At 30.8% G+C, this 14,762-nt stretch carries 13 protein-coding genes; 12 read left to right on the top strand and 1 reads right to left on the bottom strand.

The window, feature by feature from the left end; translation table 11 throughout:
* Nucleotides 1-6: 6 nt before the first annotated feature.
* Nucleotides 7-282, bottom strand: coding sequence for a 30S ribosomal protein S20 (gene rpsT / locus BQ9840_RS03245; RefSeq protein ID WP_077368002.1), 276 nt, complete (start codon nucleotides 280-282; stop codon nucleotides 7-9).
* A gap of 163 nt (nucleotides 283-445) precedes the next feature.
* Here rpsT and gpr point away from each other — a divergent pair, with 163 nt between their 5' ends.
* From gpr to mtaB, 12 genes are all read left to right on the top strand, one after another.
* Complete coding sequence (gene gpr, locus BQ9840_RS03240) at nucleotides 446-1,420, top strand: GPR endopeptidase (RefSeq protein WP_077368000.1); 975 nt, start codon at nucleotides 446-448, stop codon at nucleotides 1,418-1,420.
* A gap of 83 nt (nucleotides 1,421-1,503) precedes the next feature.
* Nucleotides 1,504-2,691, top strand: a complete 1,188-nt coding sequence (gene spoIIP / locus BQ9840_RS03235; RefSeq protein WP_077367998.1) for a stage II sporulation protein P — start codon at nucleotides 1,504-1,506, stop codon at nucleotides 2,689-2,691.
* A gap of 71 nt (nucleotides 2,692-2,762) precedes the next feature.
* Nucleotides 2,763-3,311, top strand: coding sequence for a signal peptidase I (lepB, locus tag BQ9840_RS03230; protein WP_077367997.1), 549 nt, complete (start codon nucleotides 2,763-2,765; stop codon nucleotides 3,309-3,311).
* Nucleotides 3,312-3,711: 400 nt separating this feature from the next.
* Complete coding sequence (gene lepA / locus BQ9840_RS03220; RefSeq protein WP_077367994.1) at nucleotides 3,712-5,526, top strand: translation elongation factor 4; 1,815 nt, start codon at nucleotides 3,712-3,714, stop codon at nucleotides 5,524-5,526.
* 39 nt (nucleotides 5,527-5,565) lie between these two features.
* Nucleotides 5,566-6,702 (top strand): radical SAM family heme chaperone HemW, encoded by a 1,137-nt coding sequence (gene hemW / locus BQ9840_RS03215; protein ID WP_077367992.1) that lies wholly within the window; start codon nucleotides 5,566-5,568, stop codon nucleotides 6,700-6,702.
* A 139-nt stretch (nucleotides 6,703-6,841) separates the two neighbouring features.
* Nucleotides 6,842-7,879, top strand: coding sequence for a heat-inducible transcriptional repressor HrcA (gene hrcA, locus BQ9840_RS03210; protein WP_077367990.1), 1,038 nt, complete (start codon nucleotides 6,842-6,844; stop codon nucleotides 7,877-7,879).
* 96 nt (nucleotides 7,880-7,975) lie between these two features.
* Nucleotides 7,976-8,566: a nucleotide exchange factor GrpE gene (gene grpE / locus BQ9840_RS03205; protein WP_077367988.1), complete on the top strand. Its 591-nt coding sequence runs from the start codon at nucleotides 7,976-7,978 to the stop codon at nucleotides 8,564-8,566.
* A gap of 28 nt (nucleotides 8,567-8,594) precedes the next feature.
* Entirely contained in the window at nucleotides 8,595-10,427 is a 1,833-nt protein-coding gene (dnaK, locus tag BQ9840_RS03200) for a molecular chaperone DnaK (protein ID WP_077367986.1), read from the top strand.
* Nucleotides 10,428-10,510: 83 nt separating this feature from the next.
* The gene (gene dnaJ / locus BQ9840_RS03195) at nucleotides 10,511-11,620 is read left to right on the top strand and encodes a molecular chaperone DnaJ (RefSeq protein ID WP_077367984.1); all 1,110 of its coding nucleotides are present in this window, start codon (nucleotides 10,511-10,513) and stop codon (nucleotides 11,618-11,620) included.
* Between the two features lie 110 nt (nucleotides 11,621-11,730).
* Complete coding sequence (prmA, locus tag BQ9840_RS03190; protein WP_077367982.1) at nucleotides 11,731-12,687, top strand: 50S ribosomal protein L11 methyltransferase; 957 nt, start codon at nucleotides 11,731-11,733, stop codon at nucleotides 12,685-12,687.
* A complete protein-coding gene (locus tag BQ9840_RS03185; protein WP_077367980.1) occupies nucleotides 12,680-13,420 on the top strand; it encodes a 16S rRNA (uracil(1498)-N(3))-methyltransferase in 741 nt (246 codons plus the stop codon). Before prmA ends, BQ9840_RS03185 begins: the two co-directional genes overlap by 8 nt.
* 10 nt (nucleotides 13,421-13,430) lie before the next feature.
* A complete protein-coding gene (gene mtaB / locus BQ9840_RS03180; protein ID WP_077367978.1) occupies nucleotides 13,431-14,738 on the top strand; it encodes a tRNA (N(6)-L-threonylcarbamoyladenosine(37)-C(2))-methylthiotransferase MtaB in 1,308 nt (435 codons plus the stop codon).
* Nucleotides 14,739-14,762: the final 24 nt, after the last annotated feature.

Below are 14,762 nucleotides of genomic sequence, written 5' to 3'. Positions count from 1 at the left end.
TTTTATTTATACTGCTTCATTTTTTAATGTGTTTAATTTTTTTGTTAAATGACTTATTCTTCTAGAAGCAACATTTTTATGAACAGTATTCTTTGCTACTGCTTTCTTTAACTTTCTATCTATGATCTTAATTAATTCATTAGCTTCTTCAAAATTACCATTTTCTATAGCTTCATCAAATTTTCTCATATATGTCTTAATTTCAGACTTTCTCATTCTATTAGTTTCAGTTTTTGTTTCTGTAACACGGATTCTTTTCACTGCAGATTTAATGTTTGCCACTAATTTCACCTCCTCGTTCTCTAACAAGAAATATTTTACCATGAAGAGTTATAAAATGCAAGGTAATTGTTTTGATACATCTATATTTAGTATACATAAATTTAGAGAAAATACTAAAAATATGTATGAGTATAACTATATTAAGTATACAAGGAGGAGAAAGATGTTTCAAGTAAGAACAGATTTAGCGGTAGAAGCAAGAGAATTATATAGTAAAGAAAAAAAGAGGGAAGTTCCGGGGGTAGAGGTAAAAAAAGAAGAAGGTGAAAAAATTTCCATAGTACGTGTAAAAGTATTAGATGAGATTGGTGAAAAGTACATGGGTAAAGCTAAAGGAAATTATATAACAATAGAAGTACCTGGTCTAAAACATCCTGATGAAGATTTAAAAGATGAAATTAGTCAACAAATTGCTAAAGAGTTGAAGGCTTTAATTAATAATACTGAAAGTACTAAAAGTTTAATTGTAGGATTGGGAAACTGGAATGTAACTCCTGATGCTCTTGGACCAAAAGTTGTAGAGAGAGTATTAGTAACTAGACATTTTTTCATAAATTATAACAAACAAAGCGATGAAACTTTTGCTAATGTTTCTGCACTATCTCCAGGTGTTATGGGGCTTACTGGAATAGAAACAGGTGAGATAATAAAAGGGGTGGTAGAAAAGACAAATCCTGATTTAGTAATATGTATAGATGCCCTGGCTTCTAGAAATATGAACAGAATTAGCACTACAATACAAATATCTGATACGGGAATTAGTCCTGGTAGTGGAGTTGGCAATAAGAGATTAGGATTGAATAAAGAATACTTAAATGTACCAGTAATATCAATAGGAGTACCAACAGTAGTAGATGCAGCAACTATGGTAAATGATACAATGGATTTAATTATTCATTCCATGAAAAGTGAGGCAGAGGTTGGAACGGAGTTTTATAGGATCTTAGAGGATATTTCAAAAGATGAAAAGTATTCATTAATAAAAGAAGTGCTAGAACCCTTCATGCCAAATACTATTGTTACTCCCAAAGAGATTGATGAGTTAATCGACAATTTAGCTATAATACTAGCAAATGGAGTAAATATGGCATTGCATCCTGGTATAGACTTAAAAGATGTAAACAGATATATTAAGTAGCATATAACCCTCAACTTAGGAATATATTTTTATGACGGCTAAAAATAGGTATTCAATTTAATAAAGTTGAGGGAGTGTCTAAAATGTACTTAAGATTTAATAAAACCAGATTTGTCTATGTATCCTTAGCTATATTTTGTTTGATTATTTTTGTAACAAGTTCACTATTAGTTATGAAATATCATAAAAAGGATACTAATATGGTAAGCCAAAGAGTAGAAGTTAGAGAAGTATTTAGTCAAGAAAGATTAAATATAGGTAATGAAAATAGGTTTTTTTTAAAAGTAATTTCAACAACTAATTCATCTATAAGTTTATTTTTTAAAGAAGAATTTGGTGAAAATACAAATATAATAGATTTAAACTTAGGAGAATATTTTGGGAAAATGGATTTAAGGTCTTATTTAAACTCTCAATTTCCAGCAATATTTACGTTTTCTAAAAACAAATTAGATACATCAATAGATGATAATAGTGTTACTGATAAGGAAATTATTCAAAATCCAGAGGTATTGGAAGACTTAATATATATTGAAGATGAAGCTGAAAGTGAAGAAGGGGAATTAGTTGAAGAAAGAGAAGTGAAATTGTCAACTGAAGGAATTCCCAATCCAGAAGGAATAGAAACCTTAAAAGTTAACAAAGAAAAGCCTTATGTTTTAATTTATCATACTCATGGTACAGAAGCATATTTGCCTATTAAAGACAATAGATTTCATACAACTGAGAGGAAATACAACATGCTAACCATTGGGAAGATTGTATCTGATAGTTTGACAAGTTATGGTCACAAAGTATCGCATATCGATGTTTATCATGATACGCCTTCATATAATAAGTCCTATGCAAGATCATTAAACACTATAACCAATGCTATGAAAGAAAACGAAAATTTAAAGGTAGTGTTTGATTTACATAGGGATGGTATTGAAGAAGATGCAAGTTATATTGAAAAAGCTAAAGAACAATCAAAAATAGTAATAAATGAAAAAGATATTGCTACTTTCTCATTGGTAATTGGTCCAGATTCTCCAAACATGGACAAAGTTTTAAAATTTAATAAATATATAAAATCTGTATCAGATCAACTGTATCCAGGATTATGTAAGGGGATAATAATTAAACCAACAGGAAGATTTAATCAGTATGTGACAGATTACTATGCCCTCATAGAAGTAGGGAGCAATTTAAATACTATAGAAGAAGCTAAGGAATCAGCAAAGTTAATTAGTGAGATACTATCAATTGTCATAGAAAAGTTGCAGGAATAAATTAGCTTTTTTTTTCAAAAGAAAAATGTTATAATGATATAAATTGATTTAAAACTAGGAGGTTACATCTTATGGAAGAGGATAGAAAAGAAAAAGCTAAGAATGAAGTTGTAGAGTGGATAAAGAGTATAGCACTTGCTGTTGTAGTTGCTATTTTAATAAAGACATTTATTTTTAATACAACTTATGTATTAGGTAGTTCAATGTATCCAACTCTGTTTGAAAAAGATAGACTATTTACAAATAAGGTGACTTTGTATTTTTCAGAGCCTAATGTAGGTGATATTGTAGTATTGAAAGCACCAGACAATCCTAATAAAGACTACATAAAGAGAGTGATTGGTCTTCCAGGAGATACAGTAGAGATAATTGATGGTAAAGTATATTTAAATGGTGAAGTATTAGATGAATATTATTTAGAAGAAGGGGCTTATACTCATACCTATGATGAAAGTAAATGGGTAGTCCCAGAAGATTATGTATTTGTTTTAGGGGATAATAGAGGTGAAGGTGCAAGCAAAGATAGTAGATATTTTGGTTGCATACCTATTAGTTCAATCAAAGGAAAGGCAAATTTCAGATATTTTCCTTTTGATAGTAGGTTTGGAGTTCTAAAATAGTATATATTTTGAAATAATTGACCATAATAATTTTGGTGGTTATTATGGAAACGAGGATGGAACGAAATAGAAACAGAAAAAAAGATAAAAAGAGAGGGTTTTTTAAATTCCTACTGTTCATTTTATGTCTAAATTTTTTCATATTTGGGCTAATGGTTACAGAGGATTCCATACAAGAGCTAACTTGTACGGAAAGTAATAGAATATTTTCCCTAGGCTTAGAAGAAAAGAGTTTGCACATACAGTTATTTGGTAAAAGTTATGTGCTAGACTTTATAGGTTTTGTTAAAAATATAATTAAAACTATTAAATGACCAGATTTATCTGGTCATTTAATTTACATAAGTTTGATTTTTTGCTATAATTGTTATGATTATCTGAAACTCTAAGGAGGAAAAACATGACCAAAGATAGACAGAAGAGAATAAGAAATTTTTCCATAATAGCTCATATAGATCATGGAAAATCTACATTAGCAGATAGACTTATAGAGAAAACCGGATTACTTACTTCTAGAGAAATGCATGACCAACTTCTTGACAATATGGATTTGGAAAGAGAAAGAGGTATTACTATTAAACTGAAGGCTATAAGATTGGTATATAAGGCAAATGATGGAGAGGAATATATTTTCAATCTTATTGATACTCCAGGGCATGTAGACTTTAATTATGAAGTATCTCGTAGCTTGGCTGCGTGTGAAGGAGCATTGTTAATTGTAGACTCAACTCAAGGAATTGAAGCTCAAACATTGGCTAATGTATATTTAGCATTAGAACAGAATTTAGAAATAGTGCCTATCATAAATAAAATTGACCTACCAAGTGCTAGACCTGAAGAAGTAAAAAAAGAAGTAGAAGATGTAATTGGAATAGACTGTTCAGATGCACCTCTTGTATCGGCAAAAGATGGAATAAATATTGAAGATGTACTAGAGAAAATAGTATCAGATGTACCAGCACCTACTGGAGATAAAGAGGCTCCACTTAAGGCACTTATATTTGATTCATACTATGATAGTTATAAAGGTGTAGTATCATATATAAGAGTGTTTGAAGGCTCAATAGAACCTGGAATGGAAATAAAAATGATGTCAACAGGTAAATCTTACGAGGTTACAGAAGTGGGAATTAACACTTCAAAGCAAGTAGCTACTAAAAAATTAGAAGCAGGTGATGTTGGATATATTGCAGCTAGTATCAAAAATGTAAAAGATGCTAGAGTAGGAGACACTATAACGAGCTTAGAAAATCCTACAGACTCAGCATTACCAGGATACAAGAAAGTAGTTCCTATGGTTTATTGTGGAATTTATCCTGCAGAAGGTGAGGATTTCAACTCTGTAAGAGAGTCTTTAGAAAAATTACAAGTAAATGATGCAAGTTTAGTTTTTGAACCTGAGACATCAGTAGCATTGGGATTTGGATTTAGATGTGGATTTTTAGGATTGCTTCATATGGAAATAGTCCAAGAGAGACTAGAAAGAGAGTTTGATTTAAATATCATCACTACTGCTCCTAGTGTTATATATAAAGTTAAAAAGAGTGATGGTGAAATGATAGAAATTCAAAATCCTACAAATCTTCCACCAGCTACAGAAATTGAGTATATGGAAGAACCTATTGTTGATGTTTCTATTATGACTCCAACAGCCTATGTAGGGGCAGTTATGGAGCTTTGTCAAAATAGAAGAGGAGTATTCAAGAATATGGAATACTTAGAAGAGACTAGGGTAGTTATGCATTATGAATTACCTTTAAATGAAGTTATTTATGATTTCTTTGATGCACTGAAATCTAAAACTAGAGGATATGCTTCTCTTGATTATGAATTAAAAGGCTATAGACAAGCTGAATTAGAAAAACTAGATATTTTGATAAATGGAGAACTTGTAGATGCTTTTTCGATTATTGTTCATGAAGAAAAGGCCTATGAAAGAGGAAGATACATTGCAGAAAGACTAAAAGATGTCATACCAAGACATCAATTTGCAGTTCCTATTCAAGCAGCTATAGGTTCTAAGATTATTGCTAGAGAGACAGTTAAGGCTTTAAGAAAAGATGTACTAGCCAAGTGTTATGGAGGAGATATAACTAGGAAGAAAAAGTTACTAGAAAAGCAAAAAGAAGGTAAGAGGAGAATGAGACAAATAGGAAATGTAGAAGTTCCTCAAGAAGCATTCTTATCTGTACTAAAATATGATGAAAAGAAATAATGCACACATTTTGTGTGCATTAAATTTTAGGAGGTAAATATGAAAGAACTGGCTCTTTATATCCATATTCCATTTTGCATAAGTAAATGCCATTATTGTGATTTTAATTCATACCCAGACAAAAATGAATATATACCTGAATACTTAAAGAACTTAAATAGCGAGATTAAAATGTATTCTAAAATTGGGCTTAAATATAAAATAAAGACAATATTTATTGGTGGAGGAACCCCTTCTTCAATAAATGGCGCTTATATATATGAAATACTAAAAAATATTTATGACAATTTTGATGTATCAGACTTAACAGAAGTGTCTATTGAATTAAATCCTAAAACTGTTGATGATGAAAAACTAAAAATATATAAAGAGATAGGAATAAATAGAATAAGTATAGGTTGCCAATCCCTTCAAGATAGGCTATTAAAAACAATTGGAAGGGCACACACTAGTAATGACTTTTATACAACGTATGAGCTACTAAAAAAACATGGGTTTTCTAATATAAATGTAGATGCAATGTTTGGTTTGCCTAATCAATCCATAGGAGATGTTCTTTCTACTCTTAAAGAGATAACTTCTTTAGATATAGAGCATATTTCATTTTACAGTCTGATAATAGAAGAAGGGACTAAGTTTTATAACTGGTATAATTCAAATAAAATTTCATTACCTGAAGAAGATGAGGAAAGAAATATGTATCATGAAGGTATAAATTATTTAAAATCAAAAGGCTATAATCACTATGAAATATCAAATTTTGCTAAAGAAGGTTTTGAATGTGAACATAATCTATTTTATTGGAAGTTAAAACCCTATATTGGCTTAGGACTAGGTGCTCATTCAAATGTAGTAGGCAAGAGATATTGGAATTATGAAGATTTTGATAGCTATTTTAAACATATAAAAGATGAGAAGTTTCCAATATTAGGACAAGAAGTGATAAATAAAGATATGGAAATGGCCGAATTCTTAATACTTGGTCTTAGACTTGTAAGTGGAATTTCAAAGAAGGAATTTTATAGTAGATTTAAAATATCAGTAGATGATGTTTATGGTGAAGTGCTTAAAAAACATAGAGATAGTGGATTATTATATATAGATGAGGAAAACATTAGATTTACTAGAAAAGGACTAGATTTATCTAATTTAGTTTTAGTAGATTTGCTTCCTTAATACAAGAATTTTGTTAAAACCTATTGACAAAATTTAAAAGTAGTGGTAACTTGTAATCGTAAGCATTAGCACTCAATGATAAAGAGTGCTAATAATAACCCACAATTAAATAATAATTGCTTATATTTGGGGTGATATAATGTTAGATGACAGGAAACTAAAAGTACTTCATGCCATAATTAATAGTTATATTGATAGTGCTGAACCTATAGGCTCAAGAACTATTTCTAAAAAATATGATTTAGGAGTTAGCTCTGCAACTATTCGAAATGAAATGTCAGATTTAGAAGAGTTGGGATATTTAAATAAGCCCCATACTTCAGCAGGAAGAGTGCCATCAGACAAAGCTTATAGACTTTATGTAGATATGTTACTAAGTGATGCAAGATACCATTTAGATGTGAGAAAGAAAAATGAGATAAAGAAGAATATGCTAAAGGAGACAAAAGAGATTGAGCAACTATTACAGAATTCAGCTAGAATACTATCGCGAATTACCAACTATACTGCTTTAGCTATAGCACCACAATTTAAGAAGAGTACGCTTAAGCATATACAGCTTATACCTATTGATGAATACAAGATCTTGGTGGTTATTGTAAGTGATTCTGGCATGGTAAAAAATACGATTTTCAGAGTAGAAAGTCATATACCTGAAGGACAATTAAGTATAATTTCTAATTTTTTGAATGAAAAATTAAAAGGGTTGACATTAGAAGAGATTAGCTATGGTATTGATGGAGTTGTATTCCAAGAACTATATGAGTACAAAAATATAATAGACAATATAATACCTATAGTAAGTCAATCTCTAGAAGATATTGAAGACGTGGATGTTTATGCTGATGGAGTTACAAATATATTTAATTTTCCAGAGTATAGCGATCTCTCAAAAGCAAAGAGCTTTTTAAACTTTATTGAAGATAAAGATTTGATAGTAGATATGCTACTTAAAAATATCTTTGATGATTTTGAAATAATTATTGGGGAAGAAAATTTATTAGAAGAGATTAAGGAATGTAGTCTAATAACAGCTACTTATAAGTTAGATGGAAACACCATAGGGAAGATAGGTGTTATAGGGCCTACCCGAATGGATTATTTCAAAGTAATAAGTGCTGTAAGGCTTTTGTCTATTAATTTAAATGAGATTATGGACAAATTTTTTGTAGAATAATAGGGTGTAAACCATCCTATCTTTTACTTAAAGTAGGATATTGGTTTTATCTATTTTAAGATAAGCCTTTAATATAGAGCAAATAGAGGTGATTAAATGGAAAATAAAGACGTAACAGTCAATGAAGATGTTAGAAATGGGAGGGTGGAGGAAAATCAAATTGAAGATGATTTGATTGAAGAAGTAACAGAAGAAGAAAAAAAAGAATTTGAAGAAGCAGGTATTAAATTAGAAAAAGTATCAGTAGATGGGTTAAAAAAATTAGTAAAGGAAAAGGAAGAAATAAGCAATCAATATTTAAGATTACAAGCAGACTTTATAAACTATAAAAATAGAGTAGAAAAAGAGAAAGAAAACTTGTATTCCCATGCTTCAGAAGATTTGTTGTGTGCATTGCTCCCTGTATTAGATAATTTCGAGAGAGCACTTGAAAGTGTAGAAAATACTGATGATAGCTTCTATAAGGGGATGGAAATGATTTATGATCAATTTGATAAAGCCCTTAAGGAAATAGGATTAGAAGAAATAGATGCTATTCATGAAAAGTTTGATCCTAATTATCATCATGCTGCATTACAAGAAGAGTCTGAAGAATTTGATGAAGGCATAGTGTTAGATGTATTTCAAAAAGGATATATGTTTAAAGATAAGGTTATTAGACCAAGTATGGTAAAGGTTTCAAAATAGAAGAAAAATTAAGTAAGGAGGATTTTATATGGGAAAAATAATTGGAATTGATTTAGGAACTACAAACTCATGTGTGTCTGTTATGGAAGGTGGAGAACCTATAGTTATTCCTAATGCAGAAGGAAATAGGACTACACCATCTATAGTAGCTTTTACAAAAGAAGGAGAAAGATTAGTTGGAGAAACTGCAAAGAGGCAAGCTATTACTAACCCAGATAGAACAGTTATGTCTATAAAGAGAGAAATGGGTAGTGATTTTAAAATAAATATTGATGGGAAAAATTATACACCTCAAGACATATCTGCTATGATATTGCAGAAATTAAAGATGGATGCAGAAAATTACTTAGGTGAAACAGTAACAGAAGCTGTTATTACTGTACCAGCATATTTTACAGATAGCCAAAGACAAGCAACTAAGGACGCTGGAAAGATTGCAGGTCTTGATGTTAAGAGAATAATAAATGAACCAACTGCAGCTTCACTTGCATATGGTATGGATAAAGAAGAAGAAGATCATCATAAGATAATGGTATTTGACCTAGGTGGAGGAACTTTTGACGTTTCTATACTAGAACTTGGTGATGGTGTTTTTGAAGTTATAGCAACTAGAGGAAATAACCACTTAGGTGGAGATGACTTTGACCAAGAATTAATTGACTATATGGCAGAAGAATTTAAAAAAGAAAATGGAATTGATTTAAGACAAGATAAAATGGCTCTTCAAAGACTTAAAGAAGCAGCAGAAAAAGCTAAAAAAGAATTATCAAGTACTATGACAACTAATGTTAATTTACCATTTGTTACAGCAACGCAAGCAGGACCATTACATCTAAATATGGATATTACAAGAGCAAAATTTGAAGAATTAACAGCACATTTAGTTGAAAAGTCATTAGAGCCAGTGAGATTGGCATTACAAGATGGAAATTTAACTTCAGCTGATATAGATAGAGTTATATTAGTTGGTGGTTCTACAAGAATTCCAGCTGTACAAGAGGCAGTAAAAAAACTTGTTGGAAAAGAACCTCATAAAGGAGTTAATCCAGATGAAGTTGTGGCATTAGGTGCAGCTATACAAGGTGGAGTATTAAGTGGAGAAGTAAAAGACCTATTGTTATTAGATGTTACACCTCTATCTTTAGGTATTGAAACACTAGGTGGAGTATCAACAAAACTTATAGAAAGAAATACCACAATACCTACTAAGAAGAGCCAAGTGTTTACAACTGCAGCAGATAATCAAACAGCTGTTGATATACACGTTCTTCAAGGTGAAAGACCAATGGCAAAGGACAATGTGACTTTAGGAAGATTCCAACTTACAGGAATACCACCAGCTCCAAGAGGAGTACCACAAATAGAAGTTAGTTTTGATATAGATGCCAATGGTATAGTAAATGTTTCAGCTAAAGATTTAGGAACTGGAAAAGAACAAAGAATTACTTTAACTGCTTCTACAAATCTTTCTGATGAAGAAATCGAGAAAAAAGTTAAAGAAGCTGAAAAATTTGCTGAAGAAGACAAGAAAAAACAAGAAGAAATTGAAGTTAGAAACAATGCTGATTCAATAGTATATCAAACTGAAAAGACATTAAAAGATTTAGAAGGAAAAATTTCTGACAGTGAAAAGGGAAAAGTAGAAGAAAAATTAAATGCATTGAAGAAATCAATTGAAGGTAATGATATAGAAGATATTAAGAAGAAAACAGAAGAGTTGACTAATGAGTTCTATGCAATTTCTCAAAAATTGTATGAACAAGTAAACCAACAACAAGCTAGTGAAAATGCTACAAACGGTGGCAGTGATGATGATGTAGTAGATGCAGATTATGAAGTAGTAGATGATGACGACAAATAAATTATAAAATCAAAGCTAAATGGTTCCATTTAGCTTTGATTTTTGGTAAAATAGCTTTAGTATGTAGTGAAAGTTGGTGAAATATGGAAAAGAGAGATTACTATGAAGTTTTAAATGTATCAAAGGATGCAGATTTAGCTGAAATAAAAAAGGCTTATAGAAAACTAGCTAAAAAGTATCATCCGGATTTAAATCCTGACAATGAGGAAGCAGAGCAAAAATTAAAAGAAATAAATGAAGCCTATGAAGTACTAAGTAACCCAGATAAAAGAGCTAAATACGATAGATTTGGCCATGCAGGAGTAGAAGGTCAAACTGGAGATTTTAGTGGGTTTGGAGATATTTTTGATGATATATTTGATATCTTTGGCGGTGGTTTTACATCTTCTTCTAGGAGAAATGGTCCTAGGAAAGGTTCGGATGTTAGATACAATATGACATTGGAATTTAAAGAAGCAGTATTTGGAGTTGAAAAAGAAATACAAGTGAGAAAAATAGAGGAATGTCAAACTTGTAGTGGAACGGGTGTAAAACCAGGGAGTAGCAAGAGTACTTGTAGCAAATGTAATGGAACAGGAGAAGTTCAATATGCTCAAAACACTCCTTTTGGCCAGTTTGTAAGGGTAGGAACTTGTGATGCTTGTGAGGGAAGAGGAGAAATAATTAAAGATAAATGTACTACATGTGGTGGTAATGGAAAGGTAAGAAAAACAAGCAAAATAAAAGTAAAGGTTCCTGCAGGAGTAAACAATGGTTCTATCATCTCAATTAGAGGTGAAGGGGATACAGGCGAAAATGGAGGACCTCCAGGAGATTTATTTATATATATTACAGTTAAAGAACATGATATATTTAAGAGAGAAGGAAATGATATCTACTGTGAAATCCCAATTACTTTTACTCAAGCAACTCTTGGAGCAGAAATAGAAGTACCTACTTTAGAGGAAAATATAACTTATAATATACCTGAAGGCACTCAAACGGGAACTGTATTTAAATTAAAGAACAAGGGTGTTGAAAATGTAAGAGGCTATGGAAAAGGTGATTTTTACTTTAAGGTAGAAGTAAAGGTTCCTAAGAAACTTACTGAAAAGCAAAGAGAACTACTTAAAGAATTTGCTGAAGAAATGGGAGAGTCTTATGTAGGTGGTAAAAAAGGATTTTTTGATAAAGTAAAAGATGCTTTTAGTTAGAAACAATCACTCTATAAAAGGGTGATTGTTTTTTCAAAAACCTTTATTTTTATTAGTTAATAGGGTATAATAATGTGAGATTTACATACTTTAAAAGGATGTGAAGATTTATGAAGTGGATAGAAGTGCAAATTAAGACTACAACTGAAGCAGAAGAGGTAGTAGCTAATATATTATATGAAGCTGGGGTGGGTGGATTAGCTATAGAAGACCCTAATGATATATTAGCCTTTACTCAAAATGAAGATAACTGGGATTACATTGATCCATCTCTTTTAAAACATGATTTTGAAGGAATAATCATTAAAGCATATTTTCCAGAGAGTGAAGATTTACTAGACAAAATAGAATTAATCAAACAAAATATAGAAAAAATTCCTCAATATAACTTAGACAAAGGTTTAGGAGAAGTTACTGTTTCAGAAGTAGACGAAAAAGATTGGGCGGAAACTTGGAAAAAATATTATAAACCTAAAAAAATAGGAGAAAAAATAGTAATTGTCCCTTCTTGGGAAGAGTATGAAAGAGAAGAAGAAGATATTATTATAGAATTAGATCCTGGTATGGCTTTTGGTACAGGAACTCATGAGACGACAAGTATGTGTATTAAACAGTTAGAAAAATATATTAAGCCAGACTATACTGTATTTGATGTAGGGTGTGGAAGTGGTATATTAAGTATTGTATCTGCAAAGCTAGGAGCTAAGAAGGTTATTGCAGTAGATATTGATGAAGTTCCTGTTAGAGTTTCAAAAGAGAACATTGAGCTAAATAAAGTTAGTGATATTGTAGATGTTAGAAGAGGAAACTTATTAGATGTTGTAGATGAAAAGGCTGATTTGGTCGTATCAAATATAATTGCTGAAGTAATAGTAGAATTGACTCAAGGCATTGTAAAATACCTAGATGGAAATAGTATATTTATAGCGTCTGGAATTATAGTGGAAAAGATGGATATGGTAAAAGAAGCCTTAGAGAAAGCAGGTTTTCAAATATTAGAAGTTGATATAATGAAAGATTGGGTTTGTATAGTTTCAAAACTAGAAAAGGATGTAAGAGATGAATAGATTTTTTATAGAAAAAGAACAACTACAATTAGAAGAAAATATAATCAATATCGAAGGAGAAGATGTAAAACACATTAAGGATGTATTGAGGCTTAAAGTTGGGGATAGGATTGAAGTATTGTGTGAAAAAGTTGTATATGTTTGTAATATTCAATCTATAGAAAAGGCTAGAATACTATTAGATATAATAGATAGTTATGAAGGAAGAAACGAAGCCCCTATACATTTATGTCTATATCAAGGATTGGCAAAAGGCCAGAAGATGGATTTAATAATTCAAAAGGCTACAGAGATTGGGGTTAGTGAGATATATCCAATGGTAACCAATAGAACTGTAGTAAAAATAAATGATATAAAGAAAGAGAATAAGAAGGTTGATAGATGGAACAAAATAGCATTAGAAGCTGCTAAGCAGTGCAAAAGAGATGTTGTTCCTATAGTACATAATATTATTTCCTTTGAAGAAGTTATCCATCTATTAGATAATGAAGAAAATATATTAGTTCCTTATGAAGAAGAGGAGTCTATCCACATAAAAAATATAATAAATAAATTTTCAGATAGAAAAATTCACATTCTCATTGGTCCTGAGGGAGGATTTGAATGTGAAGAGATAGATAAATTAAAAGAAATCAATAGTCAAATAGTATCTCTAGGGCCAAGGATACTTAGAACAGAGACTGCAGGGTTAGTTACTATGTCAGTACTATTATATGAGTTAGGCGATTTATAGGAGTGATATCATGAAAAAAGTTGCTTTTTATACCCTAGGTTGCAAGGTGAATCAGTATGAAACTGAAGCTATGGAAGAATTGTTTGAGAAAAGTGGATATAAAGTGGTTGGGGAAGATGAAGTTGCTGATGTTTATGTGATTAACACTTGTACTGTTACAAATTTAGGTGATAGAAAATCTAGACAGTTTATAAGAAGAGCTAAAAAGTTAAATATTGATTCTATTATAGCAGTAGTTGGATGTTATTCACAGGTAGCACCTGATGAAATAGAAAAAATGGAAGATGTTGATGTAATCATTGGAACAGGTGATAAAAAAGATATTGTTAAATACTGTGAAGAAGCAAAAGAACAGAAAAAAAGAATTAATATAGTTAAGGATTTTAGAGAACTAAAAGTTTTTGAGGAGTTAAAAATAGAGGAAATAAAGTCACGAACTAGAGCTTACATGAAAATACAAGAAGGCTGTAATCAATTTTGTTCTTATTGCATTATCCCTTATGCAAGGGGGCCTATTAGAAGTAGAGATTTTGAAAATATTATTGATGAAGCTAAAAGATTATCCAAAGCAGGATTTAAAGAAATAATTTTAACTGGGATTCATGTAGCTAGTTATGGCAAGGATTTAAAGGATATTGGTTTATTAGATGTGATAGAAGGTATAAATAAAGTAGAGGGTATAGAGAGAATACGATTGAGTTCTATGGAACCTACTCTTATAGACGAAAACTTTATGAAAACAGTTTCTAGTATGCCAAAGTTTTGTGACCACTTTCACTTATCTCTACAAAGTGGTTCAGATACCATCCTTAAAAAGATGAATAGAAAGTACACTACTAAAGAATACAGTGAAATTGTTGATTTAATAAGAAAGTATATGCCTAATGCTGGTATTACAACTGATATTATAGTAGGCTTTCCTGGAGAAGGGGAAAGTGAATTTGACGAAACATTGGATTTTGTAAATAAAATCAGATTTTCTAGGATTCATGTTTTTAAATATTCACCTAGAAAGGGGACTCCTGCAAGCAAGTTTAAAGACCAAGTTCATGGAAGTATCAAAAATGAAAGAAGTGAAAAACTTATAAAGGTTGGAGAAAAATTGATGGAAGATTTTAACCAACAGCTATTAGGAAAAACCCTTGAAGTTCTTTTTGAGGAAGAATCTAAGGAAAATCCAGAGTATATTGAAGGATATACTACTAATTATGTGAGGATAAAAACCCTTGGAGATGAAAAATTAAAAGGAAATATTTTTCCTGTAAAAATGACAAAATTAGACGGCGAAAATTTAATAGGAAAAATAGAGGAATTTTAATTTTTATATAGAATATATATTTAG

Source organism: Anaerosalibacter sp. Marseille-P3206, from assembly GCF_900155565.1.
Classification (GTDB): domain Bacteria; phylum Bacillota; class Clostridia; order Tissierellales; family Sporanaerobacteraceae; genus FUHM01.
This window is presented reverse-complemented; position numbering and strand designations above follow the sequence as displayed.

Coding starts and splice junctions, on each gene's coding strand:
- gpr (WP_077368000.1), top strand. CDS start 446: ATGTTTCAAGTAAGAACAGATTTAGCGGTAGAAGCAAGAGAATTATAT.
- spoIIP (WP_077367998.1), top strand. CDS start 1,504: ATGTACTTAAGATTTAATAAAACCAGATTTGTCTATGTATCCTTAGCT.
- lepB (WP_077367997.1), top strand. CDS start 2,763: ATGGAAGAGGATAGAAAAGAAAAAGCTAAGAATGAAGTTGTAGAGTGG.
- lepA (WP_077367994.1), top strand. CDS start 3,712: ATGACCAAAGATAGACAGAAGAGAATAAGAAATTTTTCCATAATAGCT.
- hemW (WP_077367992.1), top strand. CDS start 5,566: ATGAAAGAACTGGCTCTTTATATCCATATTCCATTTTGCATAAGTAAA.
- hrcA (WP_077367990.1), top strand. CDS start 6,842: ATGTTAGATGACAGGAAACTAAAAGTACTTCATGCCATAATTAATAGT.
- grpE (WP_077367988.1), top strand. CDS start 7,976: ATGGAAAATAAAGACGTAACAGTCAATGAAGATGTTAGAAATGGGAGG.
- dnaK (WP_077367986.1), top strand. CDS start 8,595: ATGGGAAAAATAATTGGAATTGATTTAGGAACTACAAACTCATGTGTG.
- dnaJ (WP_077367984.1), top strand. CDS start 10,511: ATGGAAAAGAGAGATTACTATGAAGTTTTAAATGTATCAAAGGATGCA.
- prmA (WP_077367982.1), top strand. CDS start 11,731: ATGAAGTGGATAGAAGTGCAAATTAAGACTACAACTGAAGCAGAAGAG.
- BQ9840_RS03185 (WP_077367980.1), top strand. CDS start 12,680: ATGAATAGATTTTTTATAGAAAAAGAACAACTACAATTAGAAGAAAAT.
- mtaB (WP_077367978.1), top strand. CDS start 13,431: ATGAAAAAAGTTGCTTTTTATACCCTAGGTTGCAAGGTGAATCAGTAT.